General features: G+C 69.5%; 21 protein-coding genes. 13 read left to right on the top strand and 8 right to left on the bottom strand.

The genetic code is table 11. The features are described 5' to 3' along the window. Positions 1-24 precede the first annotated feature (24 nt). The 4 genes from ubiB to ubiE form a co-directional block, all read right to left on the bottom strand. Positions 25-1,578 (bottom strand): ubiquinone biosynthesis regulatory protein kinase UbiB, encoded by a 1,554-nt coding sequence (gene ubiB, locus CEG14_RS02655; protein WP_094824793.1) that lies wholly within the window; start codon positions 1,576-1,578, stop codon positions 25-27. Then, complete coding sequence (locus CEG14_RS02650) at positions 1,575-2,228, bottom strand: ubiquinone biosynthesis accessory factor UbiJ (protein WP_094824792.1); 654 nt, start codon at positions 2,226-2,228, stop codon at positions 1,575-1,577. Before CEG14_RS02650 ends, ubiB begins: the two co-directional genes overlap by 4 nt. A gap of 191 nt (positions 2,229-2,419) precedes the next feature. Continuing rightward, entirely contained in the window at positions 2,420-3,460 is a 1,041-nt protein-coding gene (locus CEG14_RS02645) for a Tim44 domain-containing protein (RefSeq protein WP_094824791.1), read from the bottom strand. A 228-nt stretch (positions 3,461-3,688) separates the two neighbouring features. Then, complete coding sequence (gene ubiE, locus CEG14_RS02640) at positions 3,689-4,462, bottom strand: bifunctional demethylmenaquinone methyltransferase/2-methoxy-6-polyprenyl-1,4-benzoquinol methylase UbiE (protein WP_094824790.1); 774 nt, start codon at positions 4,460-4,462, stop codon at positions 3,689-3,691. Between the two features lie 221 nt (positions 4,463-4,683). Here ubiE and phoB point away from each other — a divergent pair, with 221 nt between their 5' ends. From phoB to serA, 8 genes are all read left to right on the top strand, one after another. Continuing rightward, positions 4,684-5,382, top strand: a complete 699-nt coding sequence (gene phoB / locus CEG14_RS02635; RefSeq protein WP_094824789.1) for a phosphate regulon transcriptional regulator PhoB — start codon at positions 4,684-4,686, stop codon at positions 5,380-5,382. A gap of 12 nt (positions 5,383-5,394) precedes the next feature. Beyond that, a complete protein-coding gene (gene phoR / locus CEG14_RS02630) occupies positions 5,395-6,705 on the top strand; it encodes a phosphate regulon sensor histidine kinase PhoR (protein ID WP_094824788.1) in 1,311 nt (436 codons plus the stop codon). 76 nt (positions 6,706-6,781) lie between these two features. Next, the gene (locus CEG14_RS02625; protein ID WP_094824787.1) at positions 6,782-7,456 is read left to right on the top strand and encodes a heavy metal response regulator transcription factor; all 675 of its coding nucleotides are present in this window, start codon (positions 6,782-6,784) and stop codon (positions 7,454-7,456) included. Continuing rightward, the gene (locus CEG14_RS02620) at positions 7,453-8,832 is read left to right on the top strand and encodes a heavy metal sensor histidine kinase (protein WP_094824786.1); all 1,380 of its coding nucleotides are present in this window, start codon (positions 7,453-7,455) and stop codon (positions 8,830-8,832) included. The genes CEG14_RS02625 and CEG14_RS02620 overlap by 4 nt, the downstream gene beginning before the upstream one ends. A 134-nt stretch (positions 8,833-8,966) precedes the next feature. Continuing rightward, entirely contained in the window at positions 8,967-10,856 is a 1,890-nt protein-coding gene (locus CEG14_RS02615; RefSeq protein ID WP_094824785.1) for a copper resistance system multicopper oxidase, read from the top strand. A 4-nt stretch (positions 10,857-10,860) separates the two neighbouring features. Beyond that, complete coding sequence (locus CEG14_RS02610; RefSeq protein ID WP_256985563.1) at positions 10,861-11,796, top strand: copper resistance protein B; 936 nt, start codon at positions 10,861-10,863, stop codon at positions 11,794-11,796. 32 nt (positions 11,797-11,828) lie between these two features. After that, positions 11,829-12,344: a DUF411 domain-containing protein gene (locus CEG14_RS02605; protein WP_094824784.1), complete on the top strand. Its 516-nt coding sequence runs from the start codon at positions 11,829-11,831 to the stop codon at positions 12,342-12,344. A gap of 207 nt (positions 12,345-12,551) precedes the next feature. Next, positions 12,552-13,751: a phosphoglycerate dehydrogenase gene (gene serA / locus CEG14_RS02600; protein ID WP_094824783.1), complete on the top strand. Its 1,200-nt coding sequence runs from the start codon at positions 12,552-12,554 to the stop codon at positions 13,749-13,751. 21 nt (positions 13,752-13,772) lie between these two features. Here the strand turns inward: serA and CEG14_RS02595 are convergent, their stop codons facing one another. Continuing rightward, a complete protein-coding gene (locus CEG14_RS02595; protein WP_094824782.1) occupies positions 13,773-14,636 on the bottom strand; it encodes a LysR family transcriptional regulator in 864 nt (287 codons plus the stop codon). Between the two features lie 124 nt (positions 14,637-14,760). Between CEG14_RS02595 and CEG14_RS02590 the strand changes: the two genes are divergently transcribed. The 4 genes from CEG14_RS02590 to CEG14_RS02575 are packed head-to-tail and all read left to right on the top strand — an operon-like array spanning position 14,761 to position 17,757. After that, entirely contained in the window at positions 14,761-15,192 is a 432-nt protein-coding gene (locus CEG14_RS02590; protein ID WP_094824781.1) for a VOC family protein, read from the top strand. Between the two features lie 23 nt (positions 15,193-15,215). Continuing rightward, a complete protein-coding gene (gene pxpB / locus CEG14_RS02585; RefSeq protein WP_094824780.1) occupies positions 15,216-15,956 on the top strand; it encodes a 5-oxoprolinase subunit PxpB in 741 nt (246 codons plus the stop codon). Then, positions 15,953-16,978: a biotin-dependent carboxyltransferase family protein gene (locus CEG14_RS02580; protein WP_094824779.1), complete on the top strand. Its 1,026-nt coding sequence runs from the start codon at positions 15,953-15,955 to the stop codon at positions 16,976-16,978. The genes pxpB and CEG14_RS02580 overlap by 4 nt, the downstream gene beginning before the upstream one ends. Next, positions 16,975-17,757: a 5-oxoprolinase subunit PxpA gene (locus CEG14_RS02575; RefSeq protein ID WP_094824778.1), complete on the top strand. Its 783-nt coding sequence runs from the start codon at positions 16,975-16,977 to the stop codon at positions 17,755-17,757. The genes CEG14_RS02580 and CEG14_RS02575 overlap by 4 nt, the downstream gene beginning before the upstream one ends. A gap of 156 nt (positions 17,758-17,913) precedes the next feature. Here the strand turns inward: CEG14_RS02575 and CEG14_RS02570 are convergent, their stop codons facing one another. From CEG14_RS02570 to CEG14_RS02560, 3 genes are all read right to left on the bottom strand, one after another. Further along, positions 17,914-18,618, bottom strand: a complete 705-nt coding sequence (locus CEG14_RS02570; protein WP_094824777.1) for a GntR family transcriptional regulator — start codon at positions 18,616-18,618, stop codon at positions 17,914-17,916. A 252-nt stretch (positions 18,619-18,870) separates the two neighbouring features. Then, positions 18,871-22,830 (bottom strand): DUF3683 domain-containing protein, encoded by a 3,960-nt coding sequence (locus CEG14_RS02565; protein ID WP_094824776.1) that lies wholly within the window; start codon positions 22,828-22,830, stop codon positions 18,871-18,873. Positions 22,831-23,090: 260 nt separating this feature from the next. Next, positions 23,091-23,648, bottom strand: coding sequence for a YqaA family protein (locus CEG14_RS02560; RefSeq protein ID WP_094824775.1), 558 nt, complete (start codon positions 23,646-23,648; stop codon positions 23,091-23,093). A gap of 97 nt (positions 23,649-23,745) precedes the next feature. On the opposite strand from CEG14_RS02560, the gene ilvA reads away from it, so the two are divergent. Further along, a complete protein-coding gene (ilvA, locus tag CEG14_RS02555; protein ID WP_094824774.1) occupies positions 23,746-25,254 on the top strand; it encodes a threonine ammonia-lyase, biosynthetic in 1,509 nt (502 codons plus the stop codon). Positions 25,255-25,273 lie beyond the last annotated feature (19 nt).

The following is a 25,273-nucleotide window of genomic DNA, read 5'->3' as shown; positions in this document are numbered from 1 at the left end:
GTGACGATCCCATGACACCGGCGCTCAGCGCGTCAGTGCCCAGAATGCCACCACGATGCCCAGCGCGACGACGGCGGTGAGCGCGATCAGGACGCGATTACTGTGTTCCTGCGCGCGCCGCAATTTGCCCAGTTCGTCCAGCAGTTGCGGCGCAACCACGGGGCGGCTGAGGTAGTCATGCACGAGGCGCGGCATGGCGGGCAACATCTGGGCCCACTGCACCGCTTCCTTGGACATGGCCTTTTTCAGACCGTCGAATCCCATGCGCTGGCGCATCCAGCGTTCGAGATACGGTTTGGCGGTCTTCCAGAGATCGAGGTTGGGGTCGAGCTGCCGCCCCAGACCCTCGACGTTGAGCAAGGTCTTCTGCAGCAGCACGAGCTGCGGCTGGATCTCGACGTTGAAGCGGCGCGAGGTCTGGAACAGGCGCAGCAGCACCTGGCCCAGCGAGATCTCGGCCAGTGGCCGGTCGAAATACGGCTCGCACACCGCGCGCACGGCGCCCTCCAGCTCTTCCTCGCGCGTGTCGGGCGGCACCCAGCCCGACTCGATGTGCAACTGCGCCACGCGGCGGTAGTCGCGGTGGAAGAAGGCGAGGAAGTTCTGCGCCAGGTAGTTTTTGTCGAATTCCGACAGCGAACCGACGATGCCGAAATCGAGCGCGATGTAGCGGCCCAGCGTCTCGGGATTGTCGGACACATAGATGTTGCCCGGGTGCATGTCGGCATGGAAGAAGCCGTCGGTGAACACCTGGGTGAAGAAGATCTCGACGCCGCTGCGCGCCAGCGTCGGGATGTCGATGCCGGCGGCGCGCAGGCGGTCGATCTGGCCCACCGGGATGCCGTACATGCGCTCCATGGTGAACACCGTGCTGGCGGTGTATTCCCAGATCACCTCGGGCACGATCAGGATCTCGCCGCGGTTGGATTCCGGGCCGAAGTTGCGTCGCAGCTGGCTGCAGTTGGAGGCCTCGCGCACCAGGTCGAGCTCGTCGTGCAGGTACTTGTCGAACTCCGCCACGACCTCGCGCGGCTTGAGGCGGCGGCCGTCGTCGCCCAGGCGCTCGATGATGCGCGCCACGATGCGCAGCAGCGACATGTCCTGCTCGATCACGGCCAGCATGCCCGGGCGCAGCACCTTGACCGCCACCTCGCGGCCGTCGTGCAGCACGGCGAAGTGCACCTGCGCGATCGAGGCGGAGGCGATCGGATCGGTGTCGAACTGCGCGAACAGCTGCTGCGGCGGCGCGCCCAGCGCGGCCTCGATGCAGGCGGCGGCCTGGGCCGACGGGAACGGCGGCACGCGGTCCTGCAGCAGCGCCAGCTCGTTGGCGATGTCGGCGGGGATCAGGTCGCGCCGGGTCGAGAGCACCTGGCCGAACTTCACGAAGATGGGGCCGAGCGATTCGAGCGCGCGGCGCAGCCGCACGCCGCGCGGCGTGCGCGGCCGCGTGCCCAGGCGGATCACGCGCAGCAGCAGCGTGGCCAGCGGGTGGTTCAGGCTCGAGAGCACCAGCTCGTCGAGGCCATAGCGCAGCGAGACGAAGATGATGCGCAGCAGTCGCAGGAAGGTCATCATCGTGCGCCCCTTGCGCTGCCCTGGCGGGCCAAGCGCGCGTCGAGCGCGCTCAGGCGGCGCGCCAGCGCGTCGGTGTCCTGGCCGAGCTGGTCCATGTCGAGGCGCCATTGCGCCAGGGCCGGCCGGCCGGCCACCACGCCGCGCTCTTCGGCCAGATATTCGGAGATGTTCTGTGCCAGGCGCAGCGCCGCGTTGCGCGCGAAGCCGGTGACGGCACGGGTGCCGCCGAGCAGGCGCGCCGCGGGCACGTCGCCGAGGCGTTGCGCCAGTTCGTCCTCGACGTCCCAGCGCAGGTCGCGCGCCAGGTCCGCCACCACCTGCGCCAGCGCCGCGTCGCCCGAGATGTGGGTGAGCTCGGCGAAGTCGGGCTTCGCGCCGCCCGGCAGCAGGCGCGCCAGGCTCATGCGTTCGGGCACGCCCGAGAGCGTGACGTCGGCCACGACCGCCGCATCGGCCACGTCGACCTGCCCGTCGCTGGCGATCGTGAGCGACAGGGCGAAGCCGCCGAGCGCGAAACGCACGGTCTTGCCGGCGTGGCGCTGCAGGCGTTCGCGCGCCCAGGGCTCGCGCGCGAGCAGCGCATTGAGCAGGCGCACGACGAGTCGCGATGGCGGGGGCAGGACGGAAAGAGGCGCGGGCAAAGGCAGCATCGGGGAGTGTGCGGCCGCGGGCGCGGCCTGGGAGGCATCCGGTATGAACCTTGGCAGTTTACCGGTTTAATACGGCGCGCTGGCCGCGCCTCCCGCCAATGAGCGAACCGGCCCAGGGCGTGAGCCACAAGACCGGTTCAGGGGTAAAGCTTCGACGGCATCCGGCCACGGGCCGGACGCCGTCTGCGCGATCAGCTCGCGTATTCGACCGGGATCTGCTGGATGCCGGCGAGCAGCCAGCCGCCATTGGCCGGCTTGAACAGGTTCCAGACCTCTTCGAAGCGGAAGGCCTCGGCACCGACTTCCTCGCGCAGCATGCCCGAGAAGCGCACGCTGGCCAGGTGGCCGTCGGAGACGGTTTCGATGCCCAGCAGCTCGGCGTTGAGCAGCACGACGTCGGTCTTGTTGGTGCCGCTGCGGGCTTCGAGCTGCGGCTTCAGTTCGGCGATCAGGTCGTCGGTCAGGAGGTCGCGCAGGCTTTCGACGTTGCCGCTGTCCCAGATCGCCTGGATGCGGACGAACTGGTCCTTGGCCTGTTGCAGGAAGCGCGGCGTGTCGAAGTCACCCGGAATGAACCAGTTGCCATCCTCGCCGGCCTTCGGCAGCGCGGCGGCCGGTGCGGCGGCAGCGGCAACCGGGGCAGCAGCCGTGGCGGCGATGGGCGCCTGCGCGGCCGGCTGGGCCGGCTTGAGCGACTCGCGCCACGTGGGCTGGGCGTTGTTGCCATTGCCGTTGCCGGCGTTGTTGCCGTAGGCACCCTGCATGGCCTGGCGCGGCGCGGCGCCACGCAGACGACGCACGATGAACAGCACCGCGAACACGACCAGGGCGATCAGCAGCGCGCTGCCGAGGAACTCGGCGAAGGCGCCCGACAGACCCAGGTGCGACAGCAGGGCGGCGATGCCCAGGCCGGCGGCGATGCCGGCGATGGGGCCGAGCCAGCGCGAAGCGCCGCTCTTGGCGGCCGCGCCTGCAGCGGCGGTGCCCGCGGCGGCGGTACCGGCCGTGGCGGCGGTGCCGCCCGCGGTGGTGCCCGCGCCCGGCGTGGCCGGCGGCGTGGTGGCCTGGCGTTGGGTGGTGACGTTGCTCGACTGGCGGCCAGCGCTGCTGCCGCCGCCGGCGCGGCGGGCTTCGGCGTCGAAAGACGCCGTGACCAGCACCGCACCCGACACGGCGATCAGGGCCGCGGCGAGGGTTCGGGAAAGACCCCGGGAAAAACCGATTCGGGACATCGCAATATGCTCCTCGTATACAAGCATGGGCGCTCCCCCGCAGGAGCGCGGCGCGTCCGGCTCAGGGGCCGGATCACACAGGGGTGACTCTGTAGTGGATGAGCAGCACTGAGGGGTCGCCGCGCGGATCGCGCCGGTTTCACCGCAACCTGACTATTTCTTACAGAAGACTGAACAACCTAAGCATAACGGACAAGACCGTCCGTCACAAGTTCCCCAAAAGGGGGTTCAGCCCAGCTTGACGCCTTCGTGCAGGGCGGCGACGCCGGCGGTCAGGTTGAAATACTGGACGCGATCCAGGCCGGCCACCCGCATCATGTCGGCCAGGGTGTCCTGGTCGGGATGCATGCGGATCGATTCGGCCAGGTAGCGGTAGCTCGCCTCGTCGTTGGCGACCTTCTTGCCCAGCCAGGGCAGCACGTTGAAGGAGTACCAGTCGTAGGCGGGCGCGAGCGGCTTGGCCACGCGCGAGAATTCCAGGACCAGGAGCTTGCCGCCCGGCTTCAGCACGCGGGCCATCTCGGCCAGGGCGCGATCCTTGTGGGTCATGTTGCGCAGGCCGAAGGCCACGCTGACGCGGTCGAAGTAGCCGTCGGGGAACGGCAGCTTCTCGGCATCGCAGACCGACACGGGCAGGATCATGCCGCCGTCGGTGAGCCGGTCGCGGCCCACGCGCAGCATCGAATCGTTGATGTCGGTGAGCCAGACCTCGCCCGTGGGGCCGGCGCGCTTGGCGAACGCGCGCGCCAGGTCGCCCGTGCCGCCCGCGATGTCGAGCACCTTCATGCCGGGGCGGATCGCCGCGCGGCTGATGGTGAAGGCCTTCCAGATGCGATGCAGGCCCGCCGACATGAGGTCGTTCATGACGTCATACTTGGCGGCCACCGAATGGAAGACTTCGGCCACCTTGCGTGCCTTGTCAGCCTCCGGCACGGACTGGAAACCGAAGTGGGTGGACTGACCGGCGGCGCCGGATTCGGGAGAGGAATTGGGGGTTTGCATAGTCGAATCTCTTGGTATGGCCCAATGGTAGCCGATCGGCGCCCGATTCCTGACACGGAGATTGCGTCCGGCCACCAGGGCGCGGGCCTGTCGGCGTTGCGCCGCGGCGCGCGCGGGCGCTGGCTGTCCGTGACATGAAGCATTCGTCACATACCTGAAATATTGCGGCCATACTATCGCAATGTTCGCGCAGCGCCTGCGCCTGACTGATGTGTAACACCATGTCCAGCACCATACTTGTCGTCGAAGACGAACCCGCCATCCAGGAACTGATCGCCGTCAATCTTTCGTTCGCCGGCCACAAGGTCCTGCGCGCGTTCGATGCCGAGCAGGCCCAGACGCTGATCCGCGCCGAACTGCCCGATCTCATCCTGCTGGACTGGATGCTGCCGGGCATGTCGGGCCTCTCGCTGGCGCGCAAGCTGCGCGACGAAGAGCGCACCCGCAGCGTGCCCGTCATCATGCTCACCGCCAAGGGCGCGGAGCAGGACAAGGTCGACGGCCTCGAGGCCGGCGCCGACGACTACATCACCAAGCCCTTCTCGCCGAAGGAGCTGATGGCGCGGATCAAGGCGGTGCTGCGCCGCCGCGCGCCGCAGCTCACCGACGACATCATCGACGTCGCCGGCCTGCGCCTGGATCCGGTCACGCACCGCCTGGCGGGCAACACCCAGCAGCTGCAGATCGGCCCGACCGAATTCCGCCTGCTGCACTTCTTCATGACGCATCCCGAGCGCGTGTTCTCGCGCTCGCAGCTGCTCGACCAGGTCTGGGGCGACCACGTGTTCGTCGAAGAACGAACCGTCGACGTGCACATCCGCCGCCTGCGCAAGGCGCTGGAGCCCAGCGGCCACGACGCGCACGTCGAAACCGTGCGCGGCAGCGGCTACCGGTTTACGGCACAGGTCGCCACGCGGTAAAAATCCGCCACGATGATCTGGCTTCGCACTCTCATACTGGCCGCATTCTGGGCCATCGTGGCCCTGCTCGCGCATTGGGCCATCGGCTCGCCCGCGGGCTGGGTCGTGTTCAGCGTGGCGCTGCTCTGCATGCTGCTGTGGCGCAGCTGGCGCCTGCAGAAGGTGTCGCAGTGGGCCCACGATCCCGACGGCGCGCCGCCCGCCTCGGTCGGCCCCTGGGACGACATCCTCGCGCCGCTCTACCGCTACACGCGCCGGCGCAGCCGCGAGATCCAGGAGATGCGCGACACCATGCAGAGCATGCTGGCCGCCGCGCAGGCCCTGCCCGATGGCGTGGTTACGCTCAATGAGGATTTCCAGATCGACTGGGGCAACCGCATGGCGCGGCGCCATCTGGGCCTGCGCCTGCCGGCCGATCGCGGCCACAATCTGCTGAACCTGCTGCGCGCGCCCGAGTTCGTGGCCTACGCCCATCGCGGCGAATGGCCCGAGCCGCTGCTGGTGCGGCTCACGCTCAACGGCCAGGAGCGCGTGATGATGATGCAGCTGGCCGGCTACGCCAGCAACCAGCGCCTGCTGATCTCGCGCGACGTGACCCAGATCGAGCGGCTCGAGACCACCCGGCGCGACTTCGTGGCCAACGTCTCGCACGAGCTGCGCACGCCCCTGACCGTGCTGGCCGGCTTTCTCGAGACGCTGCGGGACATGCCGGCCGAAGTGATCGGCGACGAGCAGCGCGAGCAATACCTGAGCATGATGCTGGAGCAGGCGCAGCGCATGCAGGCCATCGTCGAAGACCTGCTGACCCTGTCCACGCTCGAGTCCTCGCCCGGCTCCGATCCGGTGGCGGTCAGCTCGGCCTCGCTGCTGCAGACCGCGCGCCAGCAGGTCGAGGCGCTTTCGGGCGGCCGCCACACCTTTCACTGGCACATCGACGAGTCGCTCGACGTGCTCGGCAATGCCTCGGAGCTGGCCTCGGCCTTCTCCAACCTGCTCACCAACGCCGTGCGCTACACGCCCGACGGCGGCACCATCACCGTGCGCTGGGCCGCCACGCCCGATGGCGGCGCCAGCTACAGCGTGCAGGACACCGGCATCGGCATCCCGGCGCGCCACATCCCGCGCCTGACCGAGCGCTTCTACCGGGTCGACCGCGGCCGTTCGCGCGCCGTGGGCGGGACCGGCCTGGGCCTGGCGATCACCAAGCACATCGCCATGCGTCACGACGCCGAGCTGCTGATCGAAAGCGAGCCCGGCCGCGGCAGCCTCTTCTCGCTGCACTTCCCCGCCGACCGCGTGGCGGGCGCGGAGCTGGTGGACTGAGCGCCCGGCGGGGCGCAATGGCGTGGGGCCGCACTGGCGGCATAATGCGGCAACCGCCCCTCTCTTCCCTCGCCGCATGCGCATCCTCGTGATCGAAGACGAGCCCAAGCTCGCCGAATACCTGCACAAAGGCCTCACCGAACAGAGCCACGTCGTCGACCTGGCCCGCGACGGTGTCGACGGTCGCCATCTCGCCATCGAGGGCGACTACGACCTCGTGGTCCTCGACGTGAACCTGCCCGGCATCGACGGCTTCGGCGTGCTGGCCGGGCTGCGGGCGCGCCGCGGCGACACGCCGGTGCTGATGCTGACCGCGCGCGACAAGGTCGAAGACCGCGTGCGCGGCCTCGAGGGCGGCGCCGACGATTACCTGGTCAAGCCCTTCGCCTTCTCCGAGCTGCTGGCGCGCATCCACGCGCTGGCGCGGCGCGGCCGCAACCAGGAGGCGCCCGTGCTGCGGCTGGCCGACCTGGAGCTCGACCTGATCAGCCGCAAGGCCCAGCGCGCCGGCCAGCGCCTCGATCTCACCGCCAAGGAATTCGCGCTGCTCGCGCTGCTGCTGCGCCGCCAGGGGCAGGTGCTGTCGCGCGCCACGCTGGCCGAACAGGTCTGGGACATGAACTTCGACAGCGACACCAACGTGATCGAGGTGGCGGTGCGGCGCCTGCGCGGCAAGCTCGACGATCCCTTTGCACAGCGCCTGCTGCACACGGTGCGCGGCATGGGCTACGTGCTGGAGCTGCGCGCATGAGGCCGCCGCGCGCGCCGTCCATGCAGGCGCGCCTGATCCTGCTGCTGGGCGCGATCGCGCTGGTGCTGGCGGCCGCCGCGGGCGTCACGCTGCTGTGGGCGCTCGACCGCGAGGTGCAGCGCCAGGAGGTCACCGAGGCACGCGGCAAGGCCGAGCTGATCGTGCACCTGGCCGGCATGGCACCCGGCACGCACGACCTGCACAGCCTGGACGCCACGCTCGACAGCATGCGCACCGGCCACGGCAACCTGATGATCTGGATCAGCGCCGGCGGCGAATCGCTGTACGGCGGCCCGCTGCCGCGCCTGAGCCCGCTGGGCGAGGACCGCGTGCAGGCCGAGACCGCCGACGGCCAGACCCTGCGCGGCGTGCAGGTGCCGCTGCAGGCGGACGACCCCGCGGGGCCGCGTCTCACCGTCGCGGTCAGCACGCGCGCGAGCGGGCAGTTCCTGGTGGCCTACGGCTCGGTGGTCGCGTTGATCTGCGCGCTGTGGGTGGGCGCCACGGTGCTGCTGGCGGCCTGGGCCGTGCGGCGCACGCTGGCCCCGATGCGGCGCCTGTCCGGCATCGCCGCCGCCATCCGGCCCGAGCATCTCGACGAGCGCCTGCCCGTGGCCGGCATCGACCGCGAGCTGGCCGGGCTGGTGGCCGCCTTCAATCGCACGCTCGAGCGCGTGCAGGCCGCCTACCAGCAGATGGAAGGCTTCAACGCCGACGTGGCGCACGAGCTGCGCACGCCGCTCGCCACGCTGATCAACGGCACCGAGGTGATCCTGGCCTCCGACCGGCCGGCGCACGAGCTGCGCGAGACGCTGGCCTCCAACCTCGAAGAGCTGGAGAGCCTGAAGTCGCTCGTGAACGACATGCTGTTCCTGGCGCGCGCCGATGGCGGCGAACGCGCCGCCGACCTGGCGCCGGTGCGGCTCGACCAGGAGGCGCGCCGCGTCGCGGAGTTCTACGAGGCCGCGCTCGAAGACGAGGGCGTGCACCTGCGCATCGAGGGCGCGGCCACGGTCAGCGCCAACGCCAACCTGCTGCGGCGGGCGCTGGCGAACCTGGTGGCCAACGCGATGCGGGCGACCCCGCGCGGCGGCGAGCTGGTGATCGCCTGCGCGCCGGCGCCCGATGGGCGCGTGCGGCTGTCGGTGCGCAACCCCGGCGCACCGATCCCGGCGGCCGACCTGCCGCGCATCTTCGACCGCTTCTTCCGCGGCAGCGCCAGCCACACGCCGCGCGGCGAAGGCCACGGGCTGGGCCTGGCCATCGTGCGCGCCATCGCCCGCATGCATGGCGGCGAGGTGCAGGCGCGCAGCGACCGCGGCGGCACCGAGATCGGCCTGTTGCTGCCGGGCGCGCCCCACATTACGGAAAAGTAATCCTGGCGTCAGGTCGGGGTCACGGCCCGGCTCCTACAGTGGGAGCCTGTCCACGCCTCGGTGATACGCCATGTTCCACTCCCTTTTCCCGCCGCCGCGCCGTGCCGGCGCCCGCCCGTCCGGACGCTGATGCCATGGACCGGTCCCTCCCCTTGCAGCTTTCGCGCCGCCGCTTCGTCTGTGGCATCGCCGCCGGCGGCGTGCTCGCCACGCTCGGCGCCTGGCGCGCCCGCCCCGCGCTCGCCGCCGCCCCCGACCGGCAGGCGGTGCTGAGCGGCACCGAATTCCATCTCGAGATCGGCAATACGCCGGTGAACTTCACCGGTGCGCCGCGCATCGGCACCACCATCAATGGCCTGATCCCCGGTCCGGTGCTGCACTGGCGCGAAGGCGACACGGTGACCATGCACGTCACCAACCGGCTCGCCGAAGACACGTCCATCCATTGGCACGGCATCCTGGTGCCGCACGAAATGGACGGCGTGCCGGGCATGACCTTCGACGGCATCGCCCCCGGCCAGACCTTTACCTACCGCTTCAAGGTCAAGCAGCACGGCACGTTCTGGTATCACAGCCACTCGGGCTTCCAGGAGCAGACCGGCGTGTATGCCCCGCTGGTCATCTCGCCGCGCGACGCCCCGCCCGCCCAGGGCCGCGACTACACCGTGATGCTGTCCGACTGGACCGACGAGGATCCCGAGACCGTGTTCCGCAAGCTCAAGGCGGTCTCGCACGTCTACAACACCAACATGCCCACGGTCGCGGCCCTCGCCGACCAGGCCGGGCGCGACGGCTGGGGCGCGGCGCTGTCCGAACGCCTGATGTGGGACAAGATGCGCATGAACGCCGGCGACCTGGCCGACGTCTCGGCGCTCACCTACACCTTCCTGGTGAACGGCAAGACGCCGGCCGGCAACTGGACCGGCCTGTTCACGCCCGGCGAACAGGTGCGGCTGCGCCTCATCAACGGCTCGGCCATGACCTACTTCGACGTGCGCCTGCCCGGCCTCAAGATGACCGTGGTCAGTGCCGATGGCCAGGAGGTCCATCCGGTCGAGGTCGACGAGCTGCGCATCGGCGTGGCCGAGACCTACGACGTCATCGTGCATCCCGACGACCGCGCCTACACGCTGTTCGCCCAGTCGATGGACCGCTCGGGCTATGCCCGCGCCACGCTCGCGCCGCGCGCCGGCATGCAGGCCGCGGTGCCCGCGGTCGACCCGGTGCAGCGGCTGACCATGCAGGACATGGGCATGGACATGAGCCAGATGGACATGGCCGGCATGGATATGGCCGACATGGACATGGGTGGCAAGGACATGGCCGGCATGAAGATGGACGGCAAGGCCGCGCCGTCCGGCCATGCCGGCATGCCGATGCCGATGAACATGCCGATGCCGATGAACATGCCGATGCCCGGCATGGATCATGGCGCGATGGGCCACGGCGCGCCCATGGCGATGGACGGCCGGCCGCAGGGCGCGGCGGCGGGCGGCATGGTGGTGGTCAAGCATCACGATCCGGCCGAATACGGCGTGGCCCAGGACATGATTCCGGCGCAGGTCTCGACCCGGCTCGACGATCCCGGCGCGGGCCTGCGCGGCAACGGCAGGCGCGTCCTCACCTATGCCGACCTGCGCTCGCTCGTCATCCCGGCCGACAACCTGCCGCCCACGCGCGAGATCGAGCTGCACCTGACCGGCAACATGGACCGCTTCATGTGGTCGTTCAACGGCAAGACCTTCGGCGACGCCGACCCGATCGTGCTGCATTACGGCGAGCGGGTGCGATTCGTGCTGGTCAACGACACCATGATGAGCCACCCCATCCACCTGCACGGCATGTGGAGCGACGTCGAATCGCCCGACGGCCGCTTCCAGGTGCGCAAGCACACCGTGAGCCTGCACCCCGCCCAACGCATCACCTACCGCGTCCACGCAGATGCGCGCGGCAACTGGGCCTATCACTGCCATCTGCTTTATCACATGGACGCCGGCATGTTCCGCGCCGTCGTGGTGGCCTGACATCATGCGAACGATCCCGACCCTCCTGTCCGCCGCGCTGGTCGCGGCCCTGCCGGCCGCCGCGCTGGCGCAGTCCGGCCACGCCGGCCATGCCCCGGCGCCCGCCAGCATGCCGGGCATGAACATGCCTGGCATGAAGATGCCCGGCATGGAGATGCCCGGCATGGCGATGCCGATGGCCGCGCCACATGCGGCGCCCGCCGCGCCCGCGCCGGCCGACGACGTCGTGCCGGTCGGCAGCCTGCCCTCGTCGGACGGCGGCAACGGCTCGCGCTATGCCGACCATGGCATCGGCCTGCACCTGATGGACCACGCGGTGTTCTGGCAATTCAATGCCGACCAGCTCGAATGGGGCCGCGACAACCACGGCACCACGGTGAGCGCCTGGGACGCGAGCTTCGCCATTGGCACCGACATCGACAAGCTGGTGGTGCAGAGCGAAGGGGAGCACAGCGAGGGCGCCACCGATGCGCAGCTCCACGTGCTGTGGCGGCACGCCTACGCGCCCTTCTGGAACACCCAGCTCGGCTGGCGCCGCGACATGGGGACCGGCCCCAAGCGCGATTGGGCGGCGTTCGGCCTGTATGGCACCGCGCCCTACAACATCGAAACCGAAGCCACCGCCTATGTCGGCGAATCGGGCCGCACCGCGTTCAAATTGAAGGCAGAATACGAGCTGTCGTTCACCCAGAACCTCGTCCTCACGCCCGAGCTCGAAGCCAATCTCTACGGCAAGAGCGATCCCGGGCGCGGCATCGGCTCGGGCCTGTCCGACGCCAGCCTCGCCCTGCGCCTGAGCTACGACATCACGCGGCAGTTCTCGCCCTACGTCGGGGTATCCTTCGAACGCAAGTTCGGCCAGACCGCCAGGCTGGCCAACGACGAAGGCGAGTCGCGCAGCCAGCTGCTGTGGCTGGCCGGCGTACGCTTCTGGTTCTGAACCCGCACACCTCGCATTGGAGCCCGCTTCAGATGACGCAACCGACCCGCCCCGCCCTCACCCGCCGCCAACTCCTGCGCCACGCAGGCGGCCTTGCGCTGTTCGCACCGCTGGCGGCCATGCTGCCCGCGCGCGCGTTCGCCCAGCAGGCGGTCAACCGGCGGGTCGAGGTCTGGAAGACGCCCAGCTGCGGCTGCTGCGGCGACTGGGTGGCCCATCTCGAAGAGGCGGGCTTCCGCGTCACCGTGCGCGACGTGGCCGACACCGGGCCCGTGCGCGCGCGCCTGGGCGTCGCGCCCCAATACGGCTCCTGCCACACCGGCCTGGTGGGCGGCTACGCCCTCGAGGGCCACGTGCCCGCCCAGGACATCCTCGCCCTGCTGGCCCAGAGCCCGGCCGGCGCGGGGCTGGCCGTGCCCGGCATGCCGGTGGGCGCGCCCGGGATGGACGGCGAGGTCTACGGCGGTCGGCGCGACGACTACGACGTGCTGCTGGTGCAGCGCGACGGCAGCGCCCGCGTCTGGCGTGCCGTGCGCGGCGGCGCCTGAGGCCGGCCGCCACCCGCCGCCCGGCCCCCGACGCCGGGCCGAAACGCAACCAACCGTATCGAGAACCATTCTCCACACCGCCGGCGTGGGCATATCCCCCCAGCGGGCCAACTCTGAGTCACAATGAACGTCGGACCCGGGTTTTCCCGACCCGCACTCCGGCCTTTCGCAACCCGGGGCACGCCCCCGCCGAACTCGAGTAACTCCATGGCCCGTATCGTCCTGTTCGAGAACATCCATCCCAGCGCCCGCGCGGTCTTCGAAGCCGCCGGCTACACCGACATCGCCACCTACGGCTCCGCCCTGCCTGCCGCGGAGCTGCGCGCCGCCCTGGCCGGCGCCGACGTGGTCGGGATCCGTTCTCGCACCCACCTGGACGCCGAGCTGTTCGAGGCCAACCCCAACCTGCGCGTGGTCGGCTGCTTCTGCATCGGCACCAACCAGGTCGACGTCGATGCCGCCATGAAGCGCGGCGTGCCGGTCTTCAACGCCCCCTTCTCCAACACCCGCTCGGTGGCCGAGCTGGTGCTGGGCGAGGCCATCCTGCTGCTGCGCCGCATTCCGGAAAAGAACGCGCGCGTGCACCTGGGCCACTGGGACAAGACCGCCGCCGGCGCCTTCGAGGCGCGCGGCAAGACCCTCGGCATCGTGGGCTACGGCAACATCGGCTCGCAGATCAGCACGCTGGCCGAAGCCATCGGCATGCGCGTGGTCTATCACGACGTGGAGGCCAAGCTGCCGCTGGGCAATGCCCGCGCCGCCACCTCGCTGGCCGAGCTGCTGGAGCAATCCGACGTGGTCACGCTGCACGTGCCGGGCGGCAAGTCCACCGAAAACATCATCAACGCCGAAACGCTGGCGCTGATGAAGAAGGGCGCCATCCTGATCAACGCCTCGCGCGGCACGGTGGTCGACATCGCCGAGCTGCACAAGGCGCTCACCAGCGGCCACCTGGCCGGCGCGGCGCTCGACGTGTTCCCGACCGAGCCCAAGGGCGCGAGCGAGCCGCTCGACAGCCCGCTGATCGGCCTGCCCAACGTGATCCTCACGCCGCACATCGGCGGCAGCACGCAGGAATCCCAGGAAAACATCGGCCGCGAAGTGGCCGAGAAGCTGGTGCGCTACATCCAGGCCGGCACCACCAAGACCGCGGTCAACTTCCCCGAGCTGCCGTACCTGGAGCCGGCCGGTTCCACCCGCATCCTGCACGTGCACCGCAATGCGCCCGGCGCGCTCGGCACGCTCGACAACCTGCTGGCCGAGCAGGGGCTCAACATCCTCAGCCAGACGCTGCAGACGCGCGGCCAGATCGGCTACGTGATCACCGACGTCGACGGCAAGGTCGAAGACGCCGTGCTGCACGCCCTGCGCAGCCACCCCATCACGGTCCGCTGCGACCGCATCTGATGCGGCGCGGGCCGCCGGCGTTCACGCGTCGGCGGCCGCCTCCAGGCATGCCACCAGCTTCGCCGTGAGCGGCGAGCGCTCGAACGGCTGCCGCCCCACCACCCCGATTTCCCGATCGAAGGCCGCGTCGCCCAAGGGCAGCAGCCGCAGCCCGCGCGGGTCCAGCTGACGCGTGCGCGGCAGCAGGGCCACGCCCAGCCCGGCCCGCACCAGATGGCCGATCGCGTCGATCTCGTCGAGCTCGATGGCATCGCGCACCGCCACGCGGTGGCGCCGCAGGAACATATCCACCTGCCGGCCGCCGAACGAACCGCGGTCGTAGCGGATGAACGGCTCCTGCGTGAGCAGCTCGCGCCAGCCCGCCGCGCGGCAGTCCTCCGGCACCGCCAGCACCACCGGCTCGCGCAGCAGGCTGCGCCAGCCCAGCTCGGGCGGCAGCGTGAAGGGCGGCCGGATCAGCACCGCCAGGTCCACCTCGCCCGCGTCGACCTGCCCGAGCAGATTCAGCGACACGCCCGGCACCAGCCGCACCCGCACCTCGGGATAGTGGGCGCGGAAGGCCGCCAGCGCGCGCACCAGCAGATCCTGCTGCACCGAAGCAATCGCGCCGATGCGCAGCAGGCCGCTGACCCGCGCGGCGCCGGCATCGCTCGCCATGCGCTCGGCGAGCGCCAGCATCTCTTCCGCCTGCGGAATCATCTCGCGCCCATGGGTGTTGAGCACGGCCGACTTGCCGGTGCGCTCGAACAGGGCCACGCCGAGCTGGTCTTCGAGCCGGCGCATCTGCGCGCTCACGGCCGACTGCGTGAGGCCGAGCTGGCGCCCGGCGCCGGTGAAGGTGCCGTCGCGGGCAACGGCCAGGAAGGTGCGGAGTTCGCGGATCACGGGTCTGGAGCATCAATAAAATCGATTGTCAGACCAGAAAATAATCGTTTTTCAATCAAAAAATCAATCGATAAACTATCGGGTTTTGCAGTGCACACTGCTTCTTTCGCTCGGAGTCGTACGCATGACCGCCCAGACCGCCATTCCCCCGTTCCACCTCGCCTTCCCGGTTCGCGACCTGGCAGAAGCCCGCCAGTTCTACGGCGAACTGCTCGGCTGTAGCGAGGGGCGCAGCAGCCCCGAGTGGATCGACTTCAATTTCTACGGCCACCAGATCGTCGCCCACCTGGCCCCGTCGGAATGCGGCAGCAACGGCACCAATGCCGTAGACTCGCACAATGTGCCCGTGCGCCACTTCGGCGTGGTGCTCTCGATGGACCAGTGGGAAGCGATGGCCAAGAAGCTGACCGACGCCGGCACCGAGTTCGTGATCGAGCCCTATGTCCGCTTCAAGGGCGAAGTCGGCGAACAGGCCACCATGTTCTTCCTCGACCAATCCGGCAATGCGCTGGAATTCAAGGCCTTCAAGAACATAGAATCGCTGTTTGCCAAATAACCCTCGCACGCAGGTTTGCGCCGTTGACCGAGTCTTCCCAACCCCCCTCTTCGGCCGAGACCGCGTGGCAGATCCTGCCGCAGGGTGACCGCTGCCTGGTGATCCAGCTGGGCGATGCGATCAGCGAGGCCACCGGCCAACGCTGCCTGGGCCTGGCCCAGGCCCTGCGCGATGCGGCCTGGCCCGGCGTCACCGACGTCGTGCCCTCCTTCACCAAGGTCGCCGTGCATTACCGGCCGCTGCCCGACGGCAGCGGCCCCACCTACGACGCCCTGCGCGCACGCATCGAGGCCCGGCTCGCGGCCGGCATCGACGTGGCCGAACAGGGCGGCCGCGAGGTCTACATTCCCGTCTGCTACGGCGGCGAGCATGGCCCCGACCTCGCCGACGTCGCACGCGCCGCCGGCATCACGCCGGAGGCGGTGATCGCGTTGCACACCCAGCCGGGCGCCATGGTCTACATGCTGGGCTTCGCGCCGGGCCACGCCTACATCGGCGTGCACGACGAACGCCTGGGCATCGGCCGGCGCGACACGCCGCGCTCGGTCGTTCCCACCGGCTCGGTGGCGGTCGCCAACCGCCAGTCGGTGATCTACCCGAACCGCCTGCCGGGCGGCTGGAACATCATCGGCGCCACGCCCCTCACCCTGTTCGACGCGACGCGCGAGCCCGCCGCCCTGCTGCAGCCGGGCGACCGCATCCGGTTCGTGCCGATCGACCAGGCCGAATTCGACCGGCTGCGCGCCGCGCAGGAGGCGCGATGAGCCTCACCGTCCAGAAACCCGGCCTGCTCTCGACCTTCCAGGACGAAGGCCGCGCGGGCTTCCAGCACCAGGGCATTCCGGCCGCGGGCGCCATGGATGCGCGCGCGCACCGGCTCGCCAACGTGCTGGCCGGCAATACGGCCGACGAGGCCACGCTCGAAATCACGCTGATGGGCCCGATGCTGCGCTTCGAGGCGCCCGCCTGTATCGCGCTTGCCGGCGCCGACCTCGGCGCCACGCTCGATGGCGAGCCGCTGCCGCTGCTGCGTCCGCTCGTCGTGCGCGCGGGCGCGGTGCTGGCCTTCGGCGCGCCCCGGACCGGCACGCGCGCCTACCTCGCCGTGCATGGCGGCTTCGCGCTGGACCCGGTGATGGGCAGCTTCAGCACCTATCTGCGCAGCGGCTTCGGCGGTTTCCAGGGCCGCGCGCTGGCGCGGGGCGACCGGGTCGGCTTCAGGCACGCGCTCACCGACGAGCCGGCGCGGCTCGACGCGCTGGCGCGCGAGCTCTGGGACCTGCGCATCTACCTGCCGGCCACGCTGCGCGCACTGCAGCGGCCCACGGTGCGCTTCCTGCCCGGCCTGCACTGGGACGAATTCAACCAGGCCTCGCGCCACGCCTTCGCCGAAGGCGAATACCGTATCAGCGCGCAATCCGACCGCATGGGATACCGCCTGGACGGCCCGACGCTGGCCATGACCGCGCCGCGCCAGATCCTCTCCGAGGCCACGAGCTTCGGCACGGTGCAGGTACCGGCCGGCGGCCAGCCCATCGTGCTGATGGCCGACCGCCAGACCACCGGCGGCTATCCCAAGCTGGCGCAGATCGCCGCGGTCGACCTGCCGGTGCTGGCCCAGTTCGCGCCGGGCCAGACCCTGCGCTTCGCTCCCATCGCGCTCGACGAGGCGCAGCAGCTCGACGCCGCGCGGGCGCAGGCCTTCGCCGCGCTCGAGGCCGCACTGGCGCCGTTGCGCGCGCAACTGGCCGGGCACGTGCTGGCCGCCGAAAAGGATTCCGCATGAGCATCACCCTCGACCTGAACTGCGACATGGGCGAAAGCTACGGCGCCTGGCAGATGGGCAACGACACGGCCATCCTGCCGTTCGTGTCCTCGGCCAACATCGCCTGCGGTTTTCACGGCGGCGACCCCGGCACCATGCGCCGCACCGTCGCGGCCGCGCTCGAACACGGCGTGGCGATCGGCGCGCATCCGAGCCTGCCCGACCTCGCCGGCTTCGGCCGCCGCAACATGGCGATCTCGCCGCAGGAAGCCTACGACCTGGTGGTGTACCAGGTCGGCGCGCTGGCCGGCGTGGCCGCCTCGCAGGGCACGCGGCTGCATCACGTGAAGGCGCACGGCGCGCTCTACAACATGGCGGCGAAAGACGGCGCGCTCGCACGCGCCATCTGTACCGCCGTGCGCGACGTCGACGCCGATCTCGTGCTGTACGGCCTGGCGGGCAGTCAGTGGGTGGCCGCGGCGCAGGGCGCCGGGCTGCAGCTCGCGCAGGAAGTGTTTGGCGACCGCTCCTACCAGGACGATGGCTCGCTCACGCCGCGCACCCAGCCGGGCGCGATGATCACCGACGTGGACCTCGCCGTGGCGCAGGTGCTGCAGATGGTGCGCGAGCGCGCGGTCACGGCGCAGAGCGGCAAGTCCGTGGCGCTCGCGCCCGACACGCTCTGCCTGCACGGCGACCAGCCCGACGCGCTGGCCTTCGCCAGCGCGATCCGCCAGGCGCTCGAGGCGGCCGGCATCGCCATCGCCGCGCCCGGCAAGCCACGCCGTCCGGCGCGCTGAGCGGCCGGCGCGAACGCGGCCATGCCGCCTGCCTCTCGGCACGCGGCTCTCATCGATGCGGGAAAAAAACCGGGCACGCCACCGTGCCCTTGTCGACCGCGCCCCGGGGGCGGCGGCGGGGCCATCCGCGCAGGCGGACGGCGCTGCGCGGCGGGCTCAGTAGGCCCGCAGGCGCTCCTCGCCCTCGTCGTCGCTCACGTCCACCACCACCTGTGCATAGGCATGCACGACCTGGCTCAACATGTTGAGCACGTGGTCGCGCGCGAGCTGCGCGGCACGGCTGAATTCGCCCTGCCCGAGTGCTTCGGCCACGCCGGCGTGATAGGCGTCGTAGGCGATGTCGGCCAGCTGGTGGCGCAGCAGGTTGTAGCGCAGCGGCTCGACCTGCTCGGTGAGGCGGTCGAGCGTATCGACCAGCGGCACGTTGTCGGTGTAGCGCGCACAGGCGAGGTAGTACTCGCGCAGGGCGTTCACGTAGGCGCTCACGTCGCGCGCGGCGTGGGCGCGGGCCAGCGCGGCATCGTGTTCCTTGAAGGCGCGCAGCAGGCGCACCAGGTCGGGTTGGCCCACGAGTTGATTGATGCTGTAGGAAGCCAGCTCGGCGCGCAGCAGGAAGATGTCGCGGATCTCGTCTTCGGTGTAGCGGCGGATGCGGAAACCCTTGCGCTGCAGGTGCACCACCAGGCCGCTCAGCTCGAGCAGGCGCAGGGCCTCGCGGATCGGGCTGCGGCTGGTGCCGAAACGCTGCTCCAACTCCTGCTCGCGCAGGGGCTGGCCGGGCCGAAACGTACCGTCGACTATCAGCTCACGAATCTGCTCTTTGAGAAAGTAGGGAATCGTGGCCGGCGCTTTGACGTCCAAAGTATTTCCTTGTCCAGACCGCGTCGGATCTTCTAAATATTAAGAAGATACTAGATAAACATTGAAACACAAAGGGAGGTAGCGGACTTAAAGTGCAACAGTAGGAATTCTTCGTCGCCCCAGGGCATTGCGCCAATTGCAACAGTAAAGATTCGCGGCAAGTTACCAACATCGGCGCGTCCGGCACCCTGGCCCCAAACGCAACGGGACGGCCGAAGCCGTCCCGTTGCGTGCCTGCGGCGCGTGCCGCGATCAGACCAGCACGCGCTCGATGCCGCCCGCGTTGGCGCGGCGCACGTAGTCTTCCATCCAGCTCTCGCCCAGCACATGCTTGGCCATCTCGACCACGATGTAGTCGGCGTCCATGGCCGTGTCGCCTTCATAGCGCGACAGGCCCTGCAGGCACGACGGGCAGGACGTCAGCACCTTCACGTCGCCGCTGAAACCGTCGGCGCGCAGCGCGTCCTGGCCCTTGAGCAGCTCTTCCTGCTTGCGGAAGCGCACCTGGGTCGACACGTCGGGGCGGGACACGGCCAGTGTGCCCGACTCGCCGCAGCAGCGATCGCTCTTGATGGCGCCGTCGCCCACCAGCGAACGCACCGTCTTCATCGGATCCTGCAGCTTCATCGGCGTGTGGCAGGGGTCGTGATACATGTAGCGCGTGCCCGTGACGCCATCGAGCTTGATGCCCTTCTCGAGCAGGTACTCGTGGATGTCGATCAGGCGGCAGCCCGGGAAGATCTTCTCGAACTCGTAGCCCGAGAGCTGGTCGTAGCAGGTGCCGCAGCTCACCACCACCGTCTTGATGTCGAGGTAGTTGAGCGTGTTGGCGACCCGGTGGAACAGCACGCGGTTGTCGGTGATGATCTGCTCGGCCTTGTCGGTCATGCCGTTGCCGCGCTGGGGATAGCCGCAGCACAGATAGCCCGGCGGCAGCACGGTCTGGACGCCGGCGTGCCAGAGCATCGCCTGCGTGGCCAGGCCCACCTGCGAGAACAGGCGCTCGGAGCCGCAACCCGGGAAATAGAACACCGCCTCCGTGTCGGCCGAAGTGGCCTTGGGATCGCGGATGATCGGCACGTAGTTGGCGTCTTCGATGTCGAGCAGCTTGCGCGCGGTCTGCTTGGGCAGCCCGCCCGGCATCTTCTTGTTGATGAAGTGCACCACCTGTTCGCGCAGCGGCGCGCGGCCGACCGTGGCCGGCGGCTTGGCGGTCTGCTTGCGCGCCAGGCCCGACAGCAGGTCGTGCGCGGCGCGCTGCACCTTGTAGCCCACGCCGACCATCGCCTTGCGGGTGGCGTTGATGGTGGTGGGATCCTTGGCGTTGAGGAAGAACATCGCGGCCGTGGTGCCCGGATTGAACGACTTGCGTCCCATGCTGCGCAAGAGCGCGCGCATGTTCATCGACACGTCGCCGAAGTCGATGTCGACCGGACAGGGCGTGTAGCACTTGTGGCAGACCGTGCAGTGGTCGGCCACGTCTTCGAATTCTTCCCAGTGCTTCAGGCTCACGCCGCGGCGCGTCTGCTCTTCGTAGAGGAACGCCTCGACCAGCAGCGAGGTGGCGAGGATCTTGTTGCGCGGCGAGTACAGCAGGTTGGCGCGCGGCACGTGGGTCGCGCAGACCGGCTTGCACTTGCCGCAACGCAGGCAGTTCTTGACCGACTCGGAGATCGCGCCGATGTCGCTCTGCTGCATGATGAGCGACTCGTGGCCCATCAGGTTGAAGCTGGGCGTCCAGGCGTGGCGCAGGTCCGCGCCCGGCATCAGCTTGCCGGCGTTGAAGTGGTTGTTCGGATCGACGCGGCGCTTGTAGTCCTGGAACGGCGCCAGTTCGGCGTCGGTCAGGAACTCGTACTTGGTCAGGCCGATGCCGTGCTCGCCCGAGATCACGCCGTCGAGGTCGCGCGCGATCTGCATGATGCGCTCGACCGCCTGGTGCGCCTCGCGCAGCATGCCGTAGTCGTCGGAGTTGACCGGGATGTTGGTGTGCACGTTGCCGTCGCCGGCGTGCATGTGCAGCGCCACGAACACGCGGCTCTTGAGCACGCGGGTGTGCGTCTCGCGCGCCTCGTCCATGATCTGCTTGCCGGCCGCGCCCGAGAACAGGCCGGTCAGGCCGGGCAGCACCTCGGCCTTCCAGGACACGCGGATCGTGCGGTCCTGGACCACGTCGAACACGCGCGCGGCGGGCTGGCGCTGCAGGCGCTCGGCCAGCACCACGTAGTGTTGCGTGAGACCCAGCGACTGCAGCTCGCCCAGCGCCGCCGACAGCGGCAGGTCGAGGTTGTCGAGCAGCCATTGCCAGCGCTTGCGCGTGGCGGCCAGCAGCTCGAGCGCCTGGCGCTTGCGGTCGGCCAGCACCTCGGCGCGCGTGATCTCGGCGTCTTCGGCGTCCTCGGCCTTGCCCACCGGCAGCGGACCCGCCAGGTATTGGTCGAGGGCGTCCAGCAGGCGCAGCTTGTTGCGCGTGGACAGCTCGATGTTGATGCGTTCGATGTGGTCGGTGTATTCGCCCATGCGGTTGAGCGGAATCACCACGTCTTCGTTGATCTTGAAGGCGTTGGTGTGGCGCGCGATCGCGGCGGTGCGCGAGCGGTCGAGCCAGAATTTCTTGCGCGCCTCGGCGCTCACGGCCACGAAGCCCTCGCCGTGGCGGGTGTTGGCCAGGCGCACCACTTCGCTGGCGGCCACGGCCACCGCGTTCTCGTCGTCGCCCACGATGTCGCCGATCAGCACCATCTTGGGCAGCACGCCGCGCTTGCTCTTGGTGGCGTAGCCCACGGCGCGCAGATAGCGTTCGTCGAGGTGCTCCAGGCCGGCCAGGATCGCGCCCAGCTGACGGCCTTCGCCATCGAGGTAGTCTTTCACCTCGACGATCGACGGAATCGCGTCGCGCGCCTGGCCGAAGAACTCCATACAGACCGTGCGGGTGTGCTTGGGCATGCGATGCAGCACCCAGCGCGCCGAGGTGATGAGGCCGTCGCAACCTTCCTTCTGCACGCCGGGCAGGCCCGCCAGGAACTTGTCGGTCACGTCCTTGCCCAGGCCTTCCTTGCGGAACACGCGGCCCGCGATCTCGAGCGTCTCGCTCTTGATCAGGCGCTCGCCCGGCTTGCCGTGACCGTCGAACCACTGCACCTCGAAGCGCGCGGTCTCGACGTCATGGATCTTGCCCATGTTGTGATCCAGGCGCGTGACCTCGAGCCAGTTGCCATCGGGATCGACCATGCGCCACCAGGCCAGGTTGTCGAGCGCGGTGCCCCACAACACGGCCTTCTTGCCGCCGGCGTTCATGGCGATGTTGCCGCCCACACAGGAGGCTTCGGCGGACGTGGGATCGACGGCGAACACGAAGCCCGCCTGTTCGGCCGCTTCGGAGACGCGCTTGGTCACCACGCCGGCGCCGGCGCTGATCACCGCGACCGGTTCCGTGAGGCCGGGCAGCGTACAGGACTCCACCTTGCCGAGCGTGTCGAACTTCTCGGTGTTGATGACGGCCGACTTCCACGTGAGCGGAATGGCGCCGCCGGTGTAGCCGGTGCCGCCCCCGCGCGGGACGATGGTCAGGCCCAGCTCGATACAGGCGCGCACCAGCGCGGCGATCTCGAGCTCGGTGTCGGGGGTGAGCACCACGAACGGATACTCGACGCGCCAGTCGGTCGCGTCGGTCACGTGCGAGACGCGCGACAGGCCGTCGAACTTGATGTTGTCTTTCGCCGTGATGCGGCCCAGCACGCGCTGCGCCTGCTTGCGCATCTGCTCGGTCTGGTCGAACTCGCTCTCGAACTTGGCGATCGCGCCGCGGGCGCGCGCCAGCAGCTCGACCACCTTGGTGTCGCGCAGCGGATCGTGGCCGTCGTCGGCGGCCGCGCCCGGCTCGCGCCGCTTGTCGATCTCGCCCAGGCGGTGATGCAGGGCGTCGATCAGCAGCTTGCGGCGCTTGGGGTTGTCGAGCAGGTCGTCCTGCAGATAGGGGTTGCGGCGCACCACCCAGATGTCGCCCAACACTTCATAGAGCATCCGCGCGGAACGCCCCGTGCGCCGTTCGCCGCGCAGGTCGGACAGCAGTTGCCAGGCGTCGTCGCCCAGCAGCCGCGCCACGATCTCGCGATCGGAAAACGACGTGTAGTTGTAGGGAATTTCGCGCAGGCGCGCGCCGGGTGCGGGCAGCGCCGCAGTCAGGATTTGGCTGGCCAGGGGGGCATTCATGGGAGCAGCGGTGTGGGCCCTTAAAAAACCATTTTACGGCATCGCAGCAGCGACTCGCCAAAAACTCGCAAAGGACGGCGCGGGCAAGGGCTTTAAGCTGGCTGCAAGAATCGGGGCCGGAGGAAGGGCCGGATGGGGAAAGCGGCGGCTGCAAGTGCGGCGGCAAGTGCGGCTGCGAGTGCGGCTGCAGGCCCGGCTGCGAGCGCGGCGGCAAGTCCGGTTGTTGCGCCGCAACATACCGGATCGGCCGCGCCGGCCGCTCACAGCACCCACAGCAGCCCGGCGGTCAGGATCAGGTAGCGCAGGAATTTGCCGACCGCGATGTAGAAGACGCTGGGCCAGAACGGCAGCTTGAGCCAGCCCGCCACCGCGCACAGCGGATCACCCACCGCCGGCAGCCACGAGAGCAGCAGCGCGGGCGGGCCGAGCCGGTGCAGCCAGGCGTGCGCGCGTGCATTCCAGCGGCCGCCGCGCGCACCGAAACGCGCGTCCGGGGCCGGGCCGGGCGCGGCGCCCTCGCCGTCCGGCACGGCGCCGTGCGGATGTTTTTCGCGCCAGCGCGCCACCGCGCGATGCGCCCACCAGCCCATGCCATAGCTGATCACGCCGCCCAGCGTGTTGCCCAGCGTGGCCACGGCGAGGGTGGGCCAGAACATCTCGGGCTGCAGCTTCAGGTAGCCGAACACCACGGCCTCGGAGCCGAGCGGCAGCAGCGTGGCCGACACCAGGCAGACCAGGAATACCGCGCCCAGCCCCACCTTGGGCAGGGCCAGCCATCCCAGCATGCCGTGCACGGCATTCATCAGAGTTTCTTCCATCGTGCGAGGCAGTGTACCTGCCGCCGGGCCGCGCCACGCCTGGCTCGCGGGCCCTGTGTTAACCTGCCCAACGCTCAATTTTTACGCACTGCCCGCCATGTCCACCGACTATCTCAAGCGCATCCTCACGTCCAAGGTTTACGACGTCGCGGTCGAGTCACCGCTGGAGGCCGCTCCGCAGCTGTCGCAGCGCATCGGCAACGCGGTGTGGTTCAAGCGCGAGGACACGCAGGCGGTGTTCAGCTTCAAGCTGCGGGGCGCCTACAACAAGATGGCGAACCTGCCCGCGGCCGCACGCGACCGCGGCGTGATCGCGGCCTCGGCCGGCAACCACGCCCAGGGCGTGGCGCTGTCGGCCGCGCGTCTCGGCTGCCGCGCGGTGATCGTGATGCCCACCACCAGCCCGCAGGTGAAGATCGATGCGGTGCGCCGCCTCGGCGGCGAAGTGGTGCTGGCGGGCGAGAGCTTCACCGACGCCTTCCAGCATGCGCAGACGCTCGAAAAGAAAGAGAAGCTCACCTTCGTGCACCCGTTCGACGATCCCGACGTGATCGCCGGCCAGGGCACGATCGGCATGGAGATCCTGCGCCAGCACCCGGGCCCGATCGACGCCATCTTCGTGGCGGTGGGCGGCGGCGGCCTGATCGCCGGCGTGGCGGCCTACGTGAAGCAGCTGCGCCCCGAGATCAAGATCATCGGCGTGCAGACCGAGGATTCCGACGCGATGGCGCGCAGCGTGCGCGCCGGCCGCCGTGTGCAGCTCAACGACGTGGGCCTGTTCTCCGACGGCACCGCCGTGAAGCTGGTGGGCGCCGAGACCTTCAAGCTCACGCGCCAGTACGTGGACGACTTCGTGATCGTGAACACCGACGCGATCTGCGCGGCAATCAAGGATGTGTTCCAGGAAACCCGCAGCGTGCTCGAGCCCGCGGGCGCGCTGGCCGTGGCCGGCGCCAAGCAATACGCGGCCGAACACAAGCTCAAGGGCAAGAACCTGATCGCGGTGGCCTGCGGCGCCAACATGAATTTCGACCGGCTGCGCTTCGTGTCCGAGCGCGCCGAAGTGGGCGAGATGCGCGAGGCCGTGTTCGCCGTGACCATGCCCGAGCAGCGCGGCAGCTTCCGGAAGTTCTGCGAGCTGGTGGGCGATCGCAGCGTCACCGAGTTCAACTACCGCATCTCGGATGCCGACCGCGCGCACGTGTTCGTGGGCCTGCAGGTGAGCGCGCCGACCGAGCCCGCGCGCATCGCCGCGCACTTCCGCCGCGCCGGCTTCGACACGCTCGACCTGACCCACGATGAAATGGCCAAGACGCACCTGCGCCACATGGTGGGCGGGCGTTCGTCGCTGGCGGGCGCCGAGCTGCTGTACCGCTTCGAATTCCCCGAGCGCCCGGGCGCGCTGATGCGCTTTCTGAATGCCATGAATCCGGAATGGAACATCAGCCTGTTCCATTACCGCAACCAGGGCGCCGACTACGGCCGCATCCTGATCGGCATCCAGGTGCCGGCCTCCGACAAGAAGCTGTTCAAGCAGTTCATCGCGGAGCTGGGCTACCCCCACTGGAACGAGACCGACAACCCGGCCTATCGCCTGTTCCTCTGACCCCCACGGCATGGCGGCC

The sequence above is a fragment of the Bordetella genomosp. 1 genome (assembly GCF_002261335.1).
Classification (GTDB): Bacteria; Pseudomonadota; Gammaproteobacteria; order Burkholderiales; family Burkholderiaceae_B; genus Bordetella.
The sequence above is the reverse complement of the archived record's forward strand: the minus strand, read 5'-3'. Positions and strand labels throughout refer to the sequence as shown.